This window comes from Rufibacter sp. DG15C, from assembly GCF_001577755.1.
In the GTDB taxonomy this organism is placed as follows: Bacteria; Bacteroidota; Bacteroidia; order Cytophagales; family Hymenobacteraceae; genus Nibribacter.
Map to the genome: position 1 here is coordinate 3,232,416 of NZ_CP010776.1, position 17,936 is coordinate 3,250,351.

A 17,936-nucleotide genomic window follows, 5' to 3' on the forward strand; every position below is an offset into this window, starting at 1 on the left:
ATTTGGGAGCCTCTTCTGTTTTTACCAAGAAAGTAGGTTCTATAAATATTTCACTGAGAAGGTCAAAGTTGCAGGGGCGCCGGTTCCGGCATTTTTGGTGATGCCGGTCACCGTGAAAATAGCGAAGCGGTTCTGGCCTCTTAGCTTGGCAATGTACACGTCACCCACGGCGGCGTTGGAAATGGTCGCGCTGGCCGTGGCACTACCCCGCAGGTATTGGTAACTGATAGAATTATGCGTGGCAGCGTTGAACACCCCGGCGGTGGTTTTAACAAAGCGCGTGTCATTTTTGCTGGCAAGGCTGAAGGCGCTGGCCGTGACAGAAGTAACCACTAGGTCTTTGGTAGCGTCAGGGGCGGTGGCGGCCACGTTGGTCTGCGCCAATAAATCGTAGGCGGCCATGTCAGGGCTGGCTGCATTCAATTCCACCATGCCGGTGACAGGACCCGTTAATGCTGAGGGTGCAGTCACTTGGATGGGAGCAGCAGAGGCGGAGGCGGTCAGTTTAGGTCGTCTGGAAACTACTTCAAAGCGATAGGTAATGGACTTGCCTACGGAACCTGCCGGAACCTTCACCCCGAAGTTTCTGGAAATCGCGCCGGTGCCTGTCACCGCTTCTCTTCTCAGGAAGCGCTCGGCCTCGCCTTCAATAGTGTAGTAAATCCTAACGGAATCCACGGGCCGGTACAACTCGGCGGTATTTTCATTGATGGCTACGTTAAAGACCACCGAATCACCTTCGGCTGTGACCCCATTAAACGGCACGTTCAAGATACTTTTCACCGAAATGGTAGGCTGGGCCATTCCCACCTGCACATAGAAAGTCCTGATCAGGTTCAAGCCGTTCTCGTTCAAAATCTCCGTTTCCAGCTTGATCACCGACTTGCTAGGCACCTGCGGAACGGTGTAGTTGACGATGAGCGTATCGGTGCGGTCTGTCTGCGAGAAGGCCGGTTTGTACGGATAGGTTTGCACCTTGGTCCTGGCGCCCGTCCCGATGGTCTCATACAGGTTAATCTCTTTGATGGGGCTGTCTGAGAAGAAGCCTAGCTCAAAGGAGATTTTCTCGCCGGCGGCATAACTGTTGGGCGCAGTGGCCGAAGTAGAAAGGGCGATCCTGCCGTTGGCCAAATCAATCAAGTCATTGCCGCTTACGGGAACAGATCCCTTGCCGGTGGGCGTGGTGTTGTCTTTTATGAAATCTGGCTCGTCATAGCAAGAGGTAAGCAAGGCGCTCCCCAAGACCAGGACGAAAAGGTAGTTTATGATTCGTTTCATGTCTTCTAGTTTAAGATTATAAGTCCCAGAACATTTTCTCAGCTAGGCCTTTGGTGACTTTGGCCACTTCCTCGGCGTTTCTGGCGCCTTCAGACTCTGGGTACAACACGCGTCTGATGAACTGTCCGTTCAAGGCCGGGTTGTGGTTGGCCGGCAAGGCCATGCCCGGGTAGATGGCCGAAGAATAGTCATAGCGGCGCACGTCCACCCAGGACTCTGGGTTTAAGTACAAGGCAATGAGCTTCTCCTTCATGATCAGGGACAGCGTTAGGTTTTCGGGCCCCACGGCTACCTGTGGATTGGTGAGGTATGCGTTTTTATCGGCTGTGGCAATTCCCAACTTGTCCATGTGGGCATTTATGCCGGCCAGGTAGGCGGCGTAGGCTTCTGGGGTGCTGCCGGTAGAAGTTCTAGTGCCGCCATTGGCGATAAAACGGGCTTCGGCTTCAATAAACTTCATCTCACTGTAGGTAACCATCAACAACGGTGAGGCGGGTTTGGCATAAAAGGTATTAGCGGTGATGTTGGTGTTTCCGCCGGTGCCTGCGCCGTTTCTAATGCCCGCGTAGTTGGCCGTGGAGGTTCCTTTGTCTGCCATGAACGGCAGGCGCGGATCAACCAGACCAGCGTAGGTCACGCCGTTCATCATGTTAATGAGCGTGGCCGAAGGGGCCGTGATAAAGTTGCCCGTGGTGGTACCAATGGCGATGTTGCGGTTCCAGGGGTTCAGGTTCTTATCGTTGAAGATGAGCTGCAGGTCATCGGCATTGGAAGAGATGCCCTTGGCTAGAAGGTTCAGGGCATTGTTGGCCGCAGCCACGCCGTCTTTTTCTACCAAATGGATGGCGTATCTGGCTTTCAAGGAATTGGCCGCCTTGATCCATCTGGAAATGTTGCCTCCGTAAATCAAATCATCGCCGCCAGGTCTTACGGTTGAAGTAGGCTTTTGCAACTCCACGATGGCCTCATCCAACAAGCGCTGAATGGTGGTGTAAATCTGTTCCTGGCTATCATAAGCCGGGGTCAGTTCCAAAGGACCTTGAAACGCCTGCGAGAAAGGAACGGCGCCCCAGGTATCGGTCATCAGGCCCAGGTTCAAAGCCTGCAAGACTTTGGTGATGCCCACGTAATGCGAAGAACCTTCGGCCGAGGCTTGCTTTACCAATACGTCTGCGTTGTTTAGGCTGTTCAGGTAAATGGTGTTGAAGGCTATGTTGGCACGCACGTCAATGTGCTGGTCTGCCTGCTGAAAGCCCGAGGTGTAGGCCGCCAACTGCTGGGCAAACATAGAGGTGTAAATGGCCAGACTGTAATGGGCCTCGGCCGTGGAGACGATGATAGGGGACAGCAACGCGTCTGAGCTTACCGTTTTGGCGCGGTTAGGATCATCGTTCACGTCCAGGTAGGAGTCACAGCTCGCCAACGGGAGCAGGGCCATCAAACCAAGGTGTATATATTTCTTAGATAGCTGTAGCATGGTCAAACAATTAGAGGGTAACATTCAAACCAAATGTGAAGCTGCGCACCGCCGGAATGCCGTACCCGGTGTACCCCAGGGCATTGCTGCCCGAGCCGTAGGTAGGCGTCTCTGGGTCAAAGCCTTCAAAAGGCGTAATCAGGAACAAGTTGCTGCCCGTTAAGCTAAACCGCACGCTCTTGAACGGAGTTCTACCAATTAAGCTGTTGGGCAGGGTATAGGCCAGTTGTGCGTTTCTCAGGCGCACCCAGGAGGCGTCTTGCAACAACACGTCTGCGGCGTCATTGAAACCACCCGAGTTGCGGTAATAGCCTTCCTCCAAAATAACGGGAATATTGTTGGGCTCGCCTGCGGCATTCACGCCATTGAAGACAATCTGCTGATAGCGGTTTTCGGTTCTAATGTCAATCCCGTTTCTGATGCGGTTCCGCATGGACACATCGTACACATCACCTCCTTGACGAATCTCCAATAAAGCCGATAAGCTCAAGCCTTTGTAAGAAATGGTGTTGGTAATGCCGCCTTGCCAGTCTGGCAGCGCGTTGCCCACTTTCACCAGAGCCGTGGCCGGCGTCAAGGTAGGGAAGCCGTTGGCGCCAATGATTAAGCGGCCTTGGCTATCGCGCTGAAAGACGCGGCCGTACAGGTCACCGGCTGAGCCACCCACCACCAGTTTATTCATGATGCGGTCATCCTGGAAGATAATCTCTGGGACGGCGGGAGTAATGGACTTTACTTCGCTCTCGTTGGTAGACCAGTTTACCACCACTTCCCAGTTAAAGTCTGCGGTTTTCACCGGCGTGCCGGTCACCAATAATTCAACGCCCGTGTTCTGGATCTCGCCGGCGTTGGTGGTGTAATTGGTGATGCCTGATGTCACGCTGGAAGGCACTGGGATGATCTGGTCTTTGGAGTTGGAGCGGTAATACGTAGCGTCAACCACCAAGCGGCTTTGCAGGAAATGCAGCTCAGAACCAAACTCAATGGACGTAGTGGTTTCTGGCTTCAATTCTGGGTCTCCCAAGGTGGTGCTCACTACAAACCCGTTTCTATTCCCGAACGGGAAACCGCTGGCCGCGCCAAAGTACGTGCCCACGCGGTAGGGTTGGGTGTCTTTCCCTACCTCGGCCCAGGACGCCCTTACCTTCCCGAAGTTAAAGAACCGGTTACTTTCTAGGGCCAGGGGCTCTGAGAAGACAAAGCTGGTGCTCACAGATGGGTAGAAGAAGGAACGGTTCTTTTTAGGCAGGGTAGAGGTCCAGTCATTGCGGCCGGTCACGTTCAAAAACAAGTAGTTTTTATAGTCTGCCTTGGCGTCAAAGAAAGCACCAATCAAACGACGGTCACTGATGGCGTTAGTAGTGAACACATTAGCGGTGTTAGACAAATGATAAAACAAAGGTACCGTGAAGCGCTCGCCGCGAGTGTTTAAGATGTCTGAGAACTGCCCTTCTACAGAGTTACCAATCATGATGGAGGCGTTAATGTCCTCAGAGAAAGAATGCTCTGCGGTCAAAAAAGCATTAGAGGTCAGCTCGCGGTAGTTCACGCGTTCTTCCACCAAGAAGCCACCCGTGCCCGCGGCAATGTCCAGCGTGGGCGCACCTTGGAAGATAGGGCCCGGCACCAGGCGGTTGCGGTTGTCGCTGTACACGTCTGCGCCAATCTTATAGTTGAAACGCAACCATGGTTTGAAGTCATAGTTGAAGCCCACATTCCCGATGACGCGGTTCACGTCGTCTTTCAAGGTGCTCACCTCTGCTAGGTAGCGCGGGTTGTCAATCACGCCCGGCGAGTACACCTTCATGGTCCCGTCTGGATTCAGGTAGTCGTTCACGTCAAAGGTGGTGGTGTGGTAGTTGAGTGCCGACATGATGCCTTTGTCACCAGAGGCCGCTTTGTTCCCGCCCGACTGGCTGTAGCTCACGGTTCCGTTCACGGCAAACTTCTCTGAGAAATTAACGTTTCCGCCCAACTTTACCGTGGTACGCGCCCAGTCAGAATTAGGGGCGATGCCTTCTTGGTTGTAGTGCGAAAGGGACGTGTGGAAGGTGGCTTTCTCATTGCCGCCAGATATGCTTATGTTGTTGTCAAAACGCTTGCCGGTCTGGAAGAAGTCATAGAAGTTGTCATACACCTTGTCATCCCCGGCCACGGGCGGCCCGAAGGTCTGGAAACGGTTAGGCGCGCCCGTAGAGGTAAAGCGCAGCCTGCCGCTTAGGCCCTCGCGGTACCGGGTCTGCACCTCTGGCGTTTGGTTGATGTTGTCAATGCCAAAGTTAGAAGACAAAGTCACAGTAGTCGCCCCGGCTTTGCCTTTTTTGGTGGTGATGATGATGGCGCCGTTGGCGGCGCGCAAGCCATACAAAGCGGTGGCGGCGGCTCCTTTCAGCACGGTCATGCTTTCCACGTCTTCGGGGTTGATGTCGGCGGCGCGGTTGGTGAAGGCAAACTGCTCGGCGCTGTTCACGGCGTTGGAACCGGCGCTGGGCAGTTGGTTGCCGGCAATGGTTTCATTGGAGATGGCAATCCCGTCAATCACGAACAAAGGCTGGTTATTGGCCCCCGGCGATAGGGAGTTAATGCCCCTGATCTGGATTCTGGAACCGGCCCCTGGCGTACCGCCTGAGCCTAACACCTGCACCCCGGCCACGCGGCCTTGTAGAGAGTTCACCACGTTGGGGTTCTGGGTCTGGGCAATCTGGGCAGCGCCCACCTCCTGCACGGAGTACCCCAAAGTCCGTTTCTCCTGCTCCCGTCCGAAGGCGGTGACCACCACTTCCTGCAGGGCCTGCACATCGGCTTGCAAAGACACGTTGATGGAGGTTCTGCCATTCACGGCCACTTCTTGGGTGGTAAAACCAATAAAGGAAATGACCAAGGTGGCGTTAGGGGAGGGAATAGACAGCGAGTAGTTGCCTTCTACGTCTGTGTTAGTGCCGTTGGTAGTGCCTTTCACCACCACGCTGGCGCCAATGACTGGGGTGCCGTCAGCAGCCGAGAGCACCCGCCCGCTGACTTTCTGGTCTTGTGCCGCCAAGTCTTCCATTCTGAACAGGGTACAGAGAAGAGCCAGCAAAAAGTAGATTTTCTTCATGCAATTTTTGGTTAAGGGGAAAATAAAATTGGTCAGAAAGCAGATAGTTGATGGCTTTAATTTAAGGATTATTTGACCTTCTGCTACAGAAAAAGCGAATAAGAAAAATGAAAATTAAATGGAGGGTACATTCTAACTATCAGAGCCTTGACTTCGCTACGGTAGAGCAATCTTAAACCATATTCAACTTAGAAAAGGAAGCAGTACATTTACACCCCTTACATAGCTTATTTCTGTTTTTAACCTCATTTGGCCAAAACAGGCCAAAAACGATCTTATGTCCGCGCAGCCAGAAAACCCTACCCCCGACCAATACCTACTCAACCCTTCTTTGCCAGTGATTAGGGAGAATTGGTCCGGCAACGCGCTGTACAAGGGCCGGTTCTTGAATGAGTTCAGGCCCGGAGACCATTCCTTGAAGAAGGTGTTCAAATGGATGTTGCAGCCCAACCCCCAGAAGCAAGAGAAAAAGCGGGACACCTGGACGCCGGCCGTGCAGGACCCCAAAAGCTTTCTGCAAAGCAGTCAAGACGGAATAATTTGGCTGGGACACGCCACGTTCTTTATTAGGATGAATGGAGTAACGTTCATGACAGACCCCGTCTTCTATGGCGGACCCATGATGAAGCGCAAAACTGAACTGCCCGTACCCATAGAAGCCCTGCCCAAGGTAGATTACGTGCTGCTTTCCCATGGCCACTATGACCACTGTGATAAGAAAAGCCTGAAACTGCTCAGGAAGCACTCAGCCTTTGAGTTGTTGTGCCCCTTGCACCTGAGTAAAGTTGTCCAGAAGTGGCTGCCCGGCACCAAGATTCAAGAAGCGGGCTGGTACCAGCAGTTTGATTTACCCGTCGCGCCTAAGGTATTTTTACTGTCGGCTTTTCATTGGCACAAGCGCGGGCTGCTGGATGAGGATACCTGTCTCTGGGGAAGCTTTATGGTGCAGGGGCCTTCACATACGCTCTACTTCGGGGCGGATTCAGGCTATGAGCGGCATTTCAAAGAAGTTCAGAAGCCGTTCCCTGGCATTGACACCGCCATTTTGGGCGTGGGCGCGTACAGTCCCAACTTTATGATGCGCGACAGCCACACCAACCCAGAGGAAGCCGTACAAGCCTTTCATGACCTGGGCGCCAAACAACTAGTTCCCATGCACTACGGCACCTTTGACCTCTCAGATGAGCCCAGCAGTGAGCCCGTCCAGAAACTGAAAGCCATGGAACAAGCGGGTGCTTTGCAAGGTAGACTTCGCATTCTGGGGATAGGGGAGCCGCTGTCGTTTTAACCGTCCACTACCGTCGTTTTTGGCCCGTTTTCCAGGAAACAGGCCAAAAACGGAATCCTATCCATAGCTGCTTTTACTTTGTCATGGATACTTGGCTTGTCTCATTGCCAAGTCAGTTTTCTGGACCCAAGTCCCTTCTTTTCCGTATGACCAGGTATCGTTTCACTTAAACCAATTGGATTATGGCGAATGAATTGAATAAGAACCGCGATGACCGTAAGGATAAACTAGGCAACCCAAGTTCAGAAAATAAGGGCGACGCCATGAAAAATAGAGTAGTGTCACCAGATGCCTCTGCAGACGAGCGGCACACCAAAGACATGCCGGGCGTTCCTAACCAGGACAGCGGCAGCAGAGGTGCCAAAAGCGTAGAGGACGGTGGCCAGTCTTCCGGTAGTTCTGCCGGCGGTCATTAAAGAAGGATTTCCCTTGTTCAAACGCCTCGTTTGCTCTTTGCAGGCGGGGCGTTTGGGTTTTAGGGGCTGCCCATAAGTTGTCGTGCTATAACGGTTGTAGCTTGGTAAGGGCCTTGTTTGTACTTTGCGATGTAAACACCTTGACCCATGCAGGACTTATTTACGCCAGGTGACCAAAAGACGTATAAGAAAACAGTGACTTCGGCAGATTTCGCCCAGTTTGAGGCAGGTTTGGTGCATTCGGTCTGCTCTACGTTTGCCTTGGGCCAAGCCATGGAATGGGCCAGCCGGCTGTTTGTGCTGGAGATGAAGGACGCAGACGAGGAAGGCATTGGCACCATGCTGCACATTGACCATCTGGGTCCGGCCTTTGCCGGCGAAACCTTGCACGTAGTGGCCACTTATAAAAGCCTGACCGGCAACGCGCTGCTCTGTGATATTTCCGTACACGCAGGAGAACGCCTAGTGGCTACCGGTCAAACAGGACAGAAGATTTTGAAAAAAGAGAAGATACACCGACTTTTGACGAACAAACCCCAGTAGATGGCGAAAGGAAAAGAGAAAGACAGATTGCAGAAAACGGTGAACATTGTCAACCGGAGGGCGAGCTATGAATATTCTTTCATAGTCAAATACACCGCCGGCATCATGCTCAAGGGCACTGAGATCAAATCCATACGCGAGGGCAACGTGAACCTGACAGACGGCTACTGCACCTTTCATGGCACGGAGCTTTTCCTGCACCAGGTCACCATTGCCAAATACACCGAAGGGACGCATTACAACCACGAGCCTACCCGGGACCGCAAACTGCTCCTCAACAAACGCGAAATCAAACAGCTCAAGGAGAAGGCGCAGGAGCAAGGCGTTACCATCATTCCCTTGCGCCTATTCATCAGTGAGCGGGGCTTTGCCAAAGTGGAGATTGCCTTGGCCAAAGGGAAGAAACTCTTTGACAAACGGGATGACATCAAAGAACGTGACATCAAGCGCGAAATGGCCCGCGAGCGCTTTTAGCGCCAAAGGCGCCAAGTAAAAATTAAGAATTAGAAATTAGAAATTGAAAATGTATCTAATAGTTCTAACTCTTACTGCGCACAGCCCCATTTCTAATTTCTAATTTTGAATTTCTAATTAACGTAAGTGAACGTCGGGATTTGTAAGCTGAGTTTGGTGCCGGTGAGAAGAGAGCCAGCCGATAGAAGTGAGCAGTTAACGCAGCTTATCTTTGGGGAATGCTATGAAGTGCTGCAGACCCAGGACAAGTGGCTACAGATTAGGACCGTGGCCGACGACTACCAGGGCTGGATAGATTTTAAACAGCACGCGCCCGTGTCAGATGCCTATTACCAGGAATGGGCCACTGTGGAGCATCCGCGGTCCATGGACATTGTGCAGACTGTGAGCGGCGCCGAGGTGGTCATTCCTATCATGGTGGGCAGCCGGCTTCCGTTCTTTGACGGCATCAATATTAGAATTGGCGAGGAGAAGATGGTCTACAACGGCCGCGCTACCAATCCGTCTTTGCCCTACCGCGAGAACTTCCTGCAGAAGATGGCCCTGCTGTTTTTAAAGGCACCTTATGTCTGGGGGGGTAAATCGGTGTTCGGGCTGGACTGTTCCGGCTTTGTACAGCAGGTGTATGGCCTTTGTGGGCATTCTCTTTTGCGCGATGCCTACCAACAAGTGGTACACGGCCAGGAGGTGCACTTTGTCACACAAACCCGCCCCGGCGACGTGGCATTCTTTGATAACGAGGAAGGGCGCATTGTGCACGTGGGCATTGTGCTGGAAGACCAGCAGATCATCCATGCCTCTGGTGAGGTGCGCATAGACCAACTAGACCACCACGGCATTTATAACCGCGAGCTCAAGCGCTACACCCACAAACTGCGCATCATCAAGCGAATTCTTTCCTAAGTTCAGGCCGTTATGTGTAACTCTAAATAAGTATATTCAGTTTTTAAGAATCTGGAAGTTTCTGTGTATCTTCCTGTTAGAATTTTTAGCTGGATGTCTTATGAACGGAAAAGTCCTCTTGCTGAATCAAGATTATTCAGCCATTGCCGTGTGCAGTATCCCCAAAGCCTTTGTGCTGTTATGCCTGGAGAAGGCTGAAATGATTGCGCAAGACCAGCTAAACGGGTACCATACCGTGCGCACGTTTTACCCCTTGCCCCAGGTCATTAGGTTGCAGAACTATGTGCGCGTGCCGTACAAAGGCATCTCCCTTACGCGGCAGAACGTGATGCGCCGCGACCGGCACTGCTGCCAGTACTGCGGCGCTACCAGAAACCTCACCATTGACCACCTGGTGCCGCGCTCCCGGGGCGGCGAGACTTCTTGGTACAACTTGATCACCGCCTGCTCCCGTTGCAACTCCTACAAAGGCGATAGAACCCCGGAGGAAGTGTCCATGAAGCCCGCCAGCAAACCTCATAAGCCTTCCCTCGTTTCATTTCTGCGGGACAGCATTCAAGAGATGGACCATGTGTGGCTGCCGTATCTGGGAGAGCGGGTACGGGCGTAAATTAATAGTGTATCTTGGGCCTTCTATCCTTAATTGCCTTTATGACAATGATGAGATTATTTTTGAGTGCCGCACTGGCTTTCCTTTCTATAACGGCCCAAGCCCAAGATGGCACTAATGCGTTGGTGTATCCTCTTCAAAAGTCGCAAGCGGCTGTTCCCATAGAAGCGAGACGATATTATGCGATTAAGCTAAAGGACAGACTTATTGCAATTGAAAAAGAAAATGCAGACAAGTTAAATCCAGCCTGGATTGAAAATGTAGATGTCTTAAAAGGCAAAAGTGCCCTTGAGGCATATGGCGACAAGGCTAAGGGTGGTGCCATCATTATTACCATCAAGAAAGAGAGCGAAGCAGACGTGCAGATGTATTTGAATAGTAAAAAGGACTAAACCTATAGCTGTTCAATAAAGTCATAAGAACCCCGTTTTTAGTCTGTTTTTAATAAATCAGGTCAAAAACGGGGTCCTGCTTTATAGACCTTTACAGAAAACCGGTTACCCTTTGAAAATCAACCCTTCAGAATAGAATATCAATGAGCCTTATCTAATTCTTTCTGGAAATTTTGTAACTTCGCGGCGCGTTCAAGGTGAATGCCGCAGTCTTTGAGTAAAGATTGTGTCTGTTTTAGAAACTACGCTTGGGCAAGTGGCTCATAGTTCAGGCGTTATATTCTGGGCCAATGCTTATCTATGGCAAATTTAGAAGATTTTGACTGGGGAAAATTTGATTCTCAGGGCTTCGGCGGTTCTTACTCAGCATCTGAGAGAGCCGAAATGGAGCAAATGTATGCCGACACCCTGAACACCGTTCAGGAAGAGGAAGTGATTAAAGGTACCGTTGTTGGTATCACAGATCGCGACGTAATCTTGAACATCGGCTTTAAGTCTGATGGTCTGGTTCCGGTTTCTGAATTCCGTGACATGCCGGATTTGAAAATCGGTGACGAAGTTGAGGTATTCATTGAGGATCAGGAAGACCCGAACGGTCAGTTAATCCTGTCTCGTAAGAAAGCCAAAATTGTGAAAGCGTGGGAGATGATCTATGGCGCCTTGGAGAACGACACTGTACTGGAAGGTGTAGTGAAACGCAGAACCAAAGGTGGTTTGATCACAGACCTTTACGGTGTAGAGGCCTTCTTGCCAGGTTCACAAATTGACGTGAAACCAATCCGCGATTTCGACATTTATGTTGGTCGTAAGATGGAAGTAAAAGTGGTGAAAATCAACGCCGCTTTTGATAACGTAGTGGTATCGCACAAAGTGTTGATCGAGAAAGACCTTGAGCAGCAGCGTGCCGCCATCTTGAACAACCTTGAAAAAGGCCAAGTTCTGGAAGGTGTGATCAAAAACATGACCAACTTCGGTGTGTTCATCGACTTGGGTGGTGTAGACGGTCTACTACACATCACAGATATTTCATGGGGACGCATCAACCACCCACAAGAGGTGTTGGAGCTAGACCAGAAGGTAAACGTGGTAGTGTTGGATTTCGACGACGACAAGAAGCGTATTTCTTTGGGCATGAAGCAATTGACGGCTCACCCTTGGGATGCTCTTCCGGCAGAAGTAGAAGTTGGCTCACGCGTGAAAGGCAGAATAGTGAACGTAGCCGATTACGGTGCGTTCTTAGAATTGATGCCAGGCGTAGAAGGCTTGATCCACGTGTCGGAAATGTCTTGGTCTCAGCACCTGCGCAACCCGCAAGACTTCATCAAGCAAAATGATGAGATTGAAGCAGTTGTGTTGACCTTGGATAGAGATGAGCGCAAAATGTCATTGGGCATTAAGCAATTGTCTGAAGATCCTTGGACTAAGCAAGATGTATTGACTAAATACGCAGTAGGTACTAAGCACACAGGTGTGGTTCGTAACCTAACTAACTTCGGCTTGTTCATTGAGCTAGAAGAAGGCGTAGATGGTCTAGTACACGTGTCTGACCTTTCTTGGACTAAGAAAATCAAGCACCCTTCTGAGTTTGTAAAAGTTGGTGAGAACTTGGATGTAATCGTTCTTGAATTGGACGCTACTTCTAGACGTCTGGCCCTTGGTCACAAACAACTAGAAGAAAATCCTTGGGATACGTTCGCCACTGTATTTACAGTAGGTTCTAGCCACAAAGCCACTGTGTTGGAGAAATCTGACAGAGGTGCTACGCTAGAGTTGCCTTACGGTATTGAAGGTTTCGCGTTCCCTAAAGGCTTGGCCAAAGAAGACGGTTCTGCCGTTGAAGCTGGTGAGCAATTGGATTTCAAAGTGACTGAGTTCTCTAAAGAAGATCGTAAGATCATCTTGTCTCATACTGCTAGCCACACGGCTCAGCCAGAAGATGCTAAGAGAAAGAAATTTGAGAAGAAAGACGCTCCGGCCGCCGGTACAGCAAAAGCTGCTGCCCCTGCTGCTCCTAAGAAAGAAGAAGTACGTGCTACTTTGGGCGACTTAGATGCACTTTCTGCCTTGAAAGACCAAATGATGTCAACTGAGAAAGAAGCTGGTGAGAAGAAATTAGCTGCTGCTGCCAAAGCACGCACTGAAAAAGCTCCAGAAGCTGACGCTCCTGAGTCTACTGAAGCAACTGAGTCTGCTGAGTAATCTCAAAGTTTATATCAAATGTATTGAGAAGAGCCCCAAGCAGTTGGGGCTCTTTTTTTATGCGTGTAATGATTTTTTGCAGATAAAATTGGCCTCATATTAAAATGGGTGTATATTTGCACTCCCTAACACGGTAACGTGGCCGAGTGGCTAGGCAGAGCTCTGCAAAAGCTCGTACAGCGGTTCGAATCCGCTCGTTACCTCAACTGGAAACAAAGACCCGCTCAGATTCAACTCTGGGTGGGTTTTTTGCTTTTAGGGCAATTCCTTTAGGTAGGTTAGCCCTCATTTCCTGCCGATGCCTTCTTCCTATCTTTTAGGCAAAGTATTCTCCTCAAGACTTCTAAAAACAAAAGCTTTTTAAAGGAGTAAAAACGCGTCTCAGTAATTGCCGCAAGCATTTTTGGTGTTTAGCCGCAAATATTAAGAATCTTTAATCTTTTTGTTTTTTTCTGCGTACGCCCAACGTCTGTATTTGGGAAAGCCTCAACAAATGCACGCAAAGCTCAGTGTTTTTGCCAGACAAGAAAACCGGAGTCATCAACTGCTAAAAGAGGAAAGGTTATGACTGTGAAAACAGTAGACAGGAAGGTAGTGGTAAAATCACCGATAGAATATAAAGTGCCCAATGGGGTTTTGATAGCCATAGGCGGCGCTGAAAGCAAGGGCTCAGAAGATGAACACGCGGAGGTAGAAAACCACAACTACGTAAAGTATGAGATTCTATAGCGCTTTGTAGATGAACTGAAAGGAGACAACCCATGGATGGTAGTGATTCCAACTGCCTCAGAAATGCCAGAGGCAGCGGGCCAGGTCTATGTGCGCGTCTTCAAGAAACTGAAGGTGACCAATGTCAAGGTATTGAACATCTCGTCTAGAGAAGAATCTTGTTTAGAAGATCATCTGGAGGTAATTAAGAAAGCCAAGGGCATCATGTTTACCGGTGGTGACCAACTGCGTCTAACAGCCATTTTTGGTGGCACAGAGATCATGCGTTTGATTAAATACCGGTACTATAAAGAAGGATTGGTGATAGCTGGAACCAGCGCCGGGGCCGCGGCCATGTCCACGCAAATGATTTACCAGGGTCCTAGTGATGGTTTTATAAAAGGCGCCGCCAGCTTTACCGCTGGGTTAGAATTATTAAATGATGCCGCCATTGACACACACTTTATTGCCAGGGGCCGTATTGTAAGAATGGTCCAGATGATTGCCACCAATCCCACCTTTATTGGCATTGGCTTAGAGGAAGATACCGGCGTGGTCATCAAGAAGGGCCAGGAATTAGAAGTGATAGGCAGCGGCTTGGTCACCATTGTGGACGGCCGCACCAGCACCTATACCAATATTTATGAGATTGAAGAGGGAGCTCCAGTGACCATGCGTGACCTAAGGGTTCACTTATTGGGCAAAGGTGATACCTACACCTTAGAAATTTTCTAACACCTATACACATAAGATCCATACAGGACTGATTCAATGAAAATTGCAGAAATACGCATTATGCGTGGACCAAATTTCTGGTCTGTTAAGCACCCAAAGATTGTAGTACTGAAGTTGGACATGGAGGACTTGGACGGAGTTCTCACTACGCACATTGAAGGTTTTGCCCAACGGCTAGAGCAGATGTTCCCGGGCATGATAGAGCACCGTAGCACTGAGGGCCAGGAAGGCGGCTACCTGAGAAGAGTGCATGAAGAGGGCGTTCCGCTTAGCAATGTTGTAGAGCATGTTGCCCTGGAGCTGCAAACCATGGGCGGTATGAACTCGGGCTTTGGTAGAACCTATCCGGCCCCGCAACCCGGCTTTGAGTATGTAGTCTTTTCTTACCAAGAGGAGAAAGCAGGGGAGTACGCAGCCCATGCCGCCCTACGAGTGGTCAACGCCTTGGCCAGAAAGGAGTCATATGACATTGGCCCAGACGTGCATGAACTGCATGAGATCCGGGAAGATGAGCATATAGGGCCCAGTACCTATGCTATCGTCTCAGAGGCCGTAGCCAGAGGCATTCCCTACATTAGGTTAAACAAGAACTCTCTTATCCAATTAGGGTACGGCGTTAATCAAAAGCGCATTCAGGCGACCATGACGTGCCGCACGGCCTCTTTTGCCGTGGAGATTGCCGGTGATAAAAACGCCACCAAAGACATGCTGCGTGAAGCAGGTGTGCCGGTGCCTGAGGGTGAGATTGTCTATGATTTAAATCAACTGAAAGAGGCCATCAAGTTTGTAGGCTATCCTATTGTCACCAAGCCCTTGGACGGTAACCACGGCAAGGGAGCGGGCATCAACCTGCGTACCTGGGACGAGGCCGTCCGTGGATTTGAAGCGGCCCAGCAGTACTCTGAGGCGGTGATTGTAGAGCAGTTCATTGAAGGCTATGACTTCAGGCTGTTGGTGGTGAACCGAAAGTTTGTGGCCGCCGCCAAACGTACGCCCGCCATGGTCATTGGAGATGGCCAGTCCACTATCCAACAGCTCATTGACCAGGTGAACAGTGATCCACGCCGCGGCGTGGGCCATGAGAAAGTGCTCACCAAGATATCCATTGATAAAGACACCCAGGGAATCCTTCACAAGAAAGGCTATACTTTAGAGACGGTCATAGCTGACGGCGAAGAGCTCCAGTTGAAAAGTACGGCCAACCTCTCTACCGGTGGAACGGCTACTGACGTTACGGACCTTATTGACCCGTATAACGTGTTGATGGCCGAGCGGATAGCCGGAACCATTGGCCTAGATATTTGTGGGATTGACGTGGTCACCTCAGACATTGCCATTCCCCTGCCAGAGGCCCGCGGTGCCGTGATTGAAGTGAACGCCGCCCCCGGCTTTAGAATGCACACCTCACCAACAGACGGATTGCCGCGCAACGTGGCAGACCCAGTCATTGAGATGTTGTTCCCGGGCAATTGTCCATCTCGTATTCCTATCATTGCCATTACCGGTACCAACGGAAAAACCACCACAACGCGCTTGATTGCGCACATGGTGAAATCTACTGGCTACCAGGTGGGCTTTACCACCACAGACGGTATTTACATCCAAGACAAGCTGCTGGAGAAAGGCGACACGACGGGTTCTAAGAGCGCTGAGTTTGTTTTACGGGACCCTACCATCAACTTTGCGGTGCTGGAGTGTGCGCGGGGTGGTATGCTGCGTTCGGGGCTTGGTTTTCAGCAGTGTGACATAGGCATTGTGACCAACGTAGCCGAAGACCACATGGGTTTACGGGACATCTACACCCTGGAGGACATGGCCCGCGTGAAAGCAGTTGTACCTAAGAGCGTCAGCAAAGATGGGTACTCAATCCTCAATGCAGATGATGACCACGTCTACAACATGGCCCAAGAAGTTGAGTCCAAGGTGGCGCTCTTCTCAATGGATGAGAACAACCCTAGAATCTTAAAGCATGTGGCCCAAGGCGGGTTAGCGGCGGTGTTTGAAAACGGCTACATTTCCATCTTCAAGAACACGTACAAAATACGGGTAGACCGTGTGGCAGATATACCCTTGACGTTTGGCGGAAGGGCGAGGTTCAACATTGAAAACGTGTTGGCAGCCACCTTGGCAGGCTATATCTCGCACTTTGACATCTCTGAAATAAAGACAGCCTTGCGCACCTTTGTACCATCTGCCAGTAAGACGCCGGGCCGCATGAACCTGTTCAAGTTCCCTACTTTTGAGGTGCTGGTAGACTATGCCCACAATCCCGCAGGAATGAAAGGCATCGCGGACTTTTTAAAGAACACAGATGCCCGTAAGCGCGTGGGTATTTTGGCCGGCGTAGGAGACAGGCGTGACGAGGACATGGTAGAATTAGGCAAAATGGCCGCCGACATGTTTGACGAGGTCATTGTGCGCCAAGACAAAGACTCCAGAGGCCGTAACCCAGAAGACATCAATAAATTGGTCATTCAGGGGATTCTGGAAGCAGATCCTAACAAGTCGTTTAAAGTTATTCCGCAGGAGATGGTGGCCATTGCGTACGCGCTAGAGCATGCAGAGCGCAACTCGTTCATAACCATTTTCTCTGAAGATATAACAGAGGCCATCAAGTTGGTAGAGAACTTTAAAACGATCCAAGATAGAAGGGTGATGGTAGACTAGCAAAGGCAGACCTTAATGCAGGAGGGAGGGGAAGCATAACAGAAAGGAGGTAAGCGCTGGTGCCGTTGGAATCACCTAGCACACAGCCTATTTTCTGTTCACCTCCCCCGCATTATACCTCACGTTTAATCCATAAAAAGAGCCCCAAAACGATAATCGTTTTGGGGCTCTTTTTATGGAAACAGGCTAAAAACGCAGCCTATTTTAACGTGAAGCTGGCCGTGCCAATTAAGTAGCCACCAGAGTATAATTCAATGGTGTGCTTGCCGGTTTTGTAGGCAGCTCCTTTAGAGTACAAAAAAGTCACCTGCTGTTGTGAATTGTCAAACACGATGTCCCTCTTAGAAGTATAGAAAACTTCTTTGCCTTCGTGCTCAAACGTGCCTGATCCCATGGCCAAGTTGTAAAGCGGAGAACCATCTGGTTCAATCAAACGCATCTGAATCTCTTTGCTTTCTTTAGGAGCTACCTCGTTCTTGCCCAAGTTGAACATGATTTTGATTTTGTCTACTTGGCGCGCCTTAAACTCCATGTCATCGTCATCCTTCTCTTTGCCTTTGTCATTTAAGATGGTGACGCGTACGTTCTGGGCTTCTAGTTTAGAGGCGAGGTTCACTTTATCCACTAATGCTTGGTTGTCCGTGGCCAGGGTGGTGATGGAGTCAGAAAGTTTATTCTGGGTGGTTCTAAGGTCGGTGTTTTGTACGTGCAGCTCTTCGTTGGCTACCTGCAGTTTGGCAATTTCTTCGTCTTTGCGTTTAAGTGCGGTTTCTAGTCCTGCCGCGCGGTCTTTGAAACGCTTCTGGTCTGCCAAAGAAAAGCTGCCATTCCTAAAAGAGCGCAACTGCGCCAAATCTGCGTTGATCGCGGCAATACGGGTTTCTAGTGAGTCATTGGTCAGGCCCATGGCTTTTAGTTCGCTGTTCTGGCGCTCAAAGTCGGCTTTAAGGGTTTCATAGACCTTTATCTGATTTTCAAGCTCAGTGCTTTTGACCTCTATGATCTCTTTCTGCTCTTCGTTCTCTTGCGTCTTCTGCTGCTGCATGTAAATCAAGATGCCGTTGATGCTGAGGAGTACAATGATTAAGCCTACTACTAACAGTTTACGGTTGCTATCCTTTTCAGGGGTCTCAGTGGCCATAGGATGGG

Annotated in this window: 15 protein-coding genes and 1 tRNA gene; 12 read left to right on the plus strand and 4 right to left on the minus strand. The window is 50.4% G+C overall.

Translation table 11 applies throughout. From position 1 onward, the window contains the following. Nucleotides 1-39: 39 nt before the first annotated feature. Genes TH61_RS13820 through TH61_RS13830 form a run of 3 tightly spaced genes read right to left on the minus strand, consistent with a single transcriptional unit; the run spans nucleotide 40 to nucleotide 5,852 of the window. Entirely contained in the window at nucleotides 40-1,278 is a 1,239-nt protein-coding gene (locus TH61_RS13820; RefSeq protein ID WP_066510530.1) for a hypothetical protein, read from the minus strand. 16 nt (nucleotides 1,279-1,294) lie between these two features. Then, on the minus strand, nucleotides 1,295-2,755 hold the full coding sequence (locus TH61_RS13825; RefSeq protein ID WP_071887973.1) for a SusD/RagB family nutrient-binding outer membrane lipoprotein: 1,461 nt from the start codon (nucleotides 2,753-2,755) through the stop codon (nucleotides 1,295-1,297). Between the two features lie 10 nt (nucleotides 2,756-2,765). After that, nucleotides 2,766-5,852: a SusC/RagA family TonB-linked outer membrane protein gene (locus TH61_RS13830; protein ID WP_066510537.1), complete on the minus strand. Its 3,087-nt coding sequence runs from the start codon at nucleotides 5,850-5,852 to the stop codon at nucleotides 2,766-2,768. A gap of 277 nt (nucleotides 5,853-6,129) precedes the next feature. Here TH61_RS13830 and TH61_RS13835 point away from each other — a divergent pair, with 277 nt between their 5' ends. The 12 genes from TH61_RS13835 to cphA all read left to right on the plus strand — a co-directional run bounded on the left by TH61_RS13835 (nucleotide 6,130) and on the right by cphA (nucleotide 16,787). Then, nucleotides 6,130-7,140, plus strand: a complete 1,011-nt coding sequence (locus TH61_RS13835; protein ID WP_066510544.1) for an MBL fold metallo-hydrolase — start codon at nucleotides 6,130-6,132, stop codon at nucleotides 7,138-7,140. 182 nt (nucleotides 7,141-7,322) lie between these two features. Then, the gene (locus TH61_RS13840) at nucleotides 7,323-7,556 is read left to right on the plus strand and encodes a hypothetical protein (protein ID WP_066510547.1); all 234 of its coding nucleotides are present in this window, start codon (nucleotides 7,323-7,325) and stop codon (nucleotides 7,554-7,556) included. Between the two features lie 147 nt (nucleotides 7,557-7,703). After that, the gene (locus TH61_RS13845) at nucleotides 7,704-8,099 is read left to right on the plus strand and encodes a thioesterase family protein (protein ID WP_066510549.1); all 396 of its coding nucleotides are present in this window, start codon (nucleotides 7,704-7,706) and stop codon (nucleotides 8,097-8,099) included. Next, nucleotides 8,100-8,573, plus strand: a complete 474-nt coding sequence (gene smpB / locus TH61_RS13850) for an SsrA-binding protein SmpB (protein ID WP_066510552.1) — start codon at nucleotides 8,100-8,102, stop codon at nucleotides 8,571-8,573. Nucleotides 8,574-8,699: 126 nt separating this feature from the next. Beyond that, nucleotides 8,700-9,476, plus strand: coding sequence for a C40 family peptidase (locus TH61_RS13855; protein WP_071887848.1), 777 nt, complete (start codon nucleotides 8,700-8,702; stop codon nucleotides 9,474-9,476). Between the two features lie 100 nt (nucleotides 9,477-9,576). Beyond that, complete coding sequence (locus TH61_RS13860) at nucleotides 9,577-10,086, plus strand: HNH endonuclease (protein WP_066510558.1); 510 nt, start codon at nucleotides 9,577-9,579, stop codon at nucleotides 10,084-10,086. A gap of 47 nt (nucleotides 10,087-10,133) precedes the next feature. After that, the gene (locus tag TH61_RS13865; protein ID WP_157600722.1) at nucleotides 10,134-10,478 is read left to right on the plus strand and encodes a hypothetical protein; all 345 of its coding nucleotides are present in this window, start codon (nucleotides 10,134-10,136) and stop codon (nucleotides 10,476-10,478) included. A gap of 300 nt (nucleotides 10,479-10,778) precedes the next feature. Next, a complete protein-coding gene (gene rpsA / locus TH61_RS13870; protein ID WP_066510561.1) occupies nucleotides 10,779-12,677 on the plus strand; it encodes a 30S ribosomal protein S1 in 1,899 nt (632 codons plus the stop codon). A 132-nt stretch (nucleotides 12,678-12,809) separates the two neighbouring features. Next, nucleotides 12,810-12,880, plus strand: a tRNA-Cys gene (locus TH61_RS13875). A 361-nt stretch (nucleotides 12,881-13,241) separates the two neighbouring features. Then, nucleotides 13,242-13,406 (plus strand): hypothetical protein, encoded by a 165-nt coding sequence (locus TH61_RS18375; protein WP_231862227.1) that lies wholly within the window; start codon nucleotides 13,242-13,244, stop codon nucleotides 13,404-13,406. 36 nt (nucleotides 13,407-13,442) lie between these two features. Further along, nucleotides 13,443-14,120 (plus strand): cyanophycinase, encoded by a 678-nt coding sequence (locus TH61_RS13880; RefSeq protein WP_231862228.1) that lies wholly within the window; start codon nucleotides 13,443-13,445, stop codon nucleotides 14,118-14,120. A gap of 60 nt (nucleotides 14,121-14,180) precedes the next feature. Then, nucleotides 14,181-16,787: a cyanophycin synthetase gene (gene cphA, locus TH61_RS13885; RefSeq protein WP_231862229.1), complete on the plus strand. Its 2,607-nt coding sequence runs from the start codon at nucleotides 14,181-14,183 to the stop codon at nucleotides 16,785-16,787. A gap of 199 nt (nucleotides 16,788-16,986) precedes the next feature. Here the strand turns inward: cphA and TH61_RS13890 are convergent, their stop codons facing one another. After that, the gene (locus TH61_RS13890) at nucleotides 16,987-17,928 is read right to left on the minus strand and encodes a hypothetical protein (RefSeq protein WP_066510566.1); all 942 of its coding nucleotides are present in this window, start codon (nucleotides 17,926-17,928) and stop codon (nucleotides 16,987-16,989) included. Nucleotides 17,929-17,936: the final 8 nt, after the last annotated feature.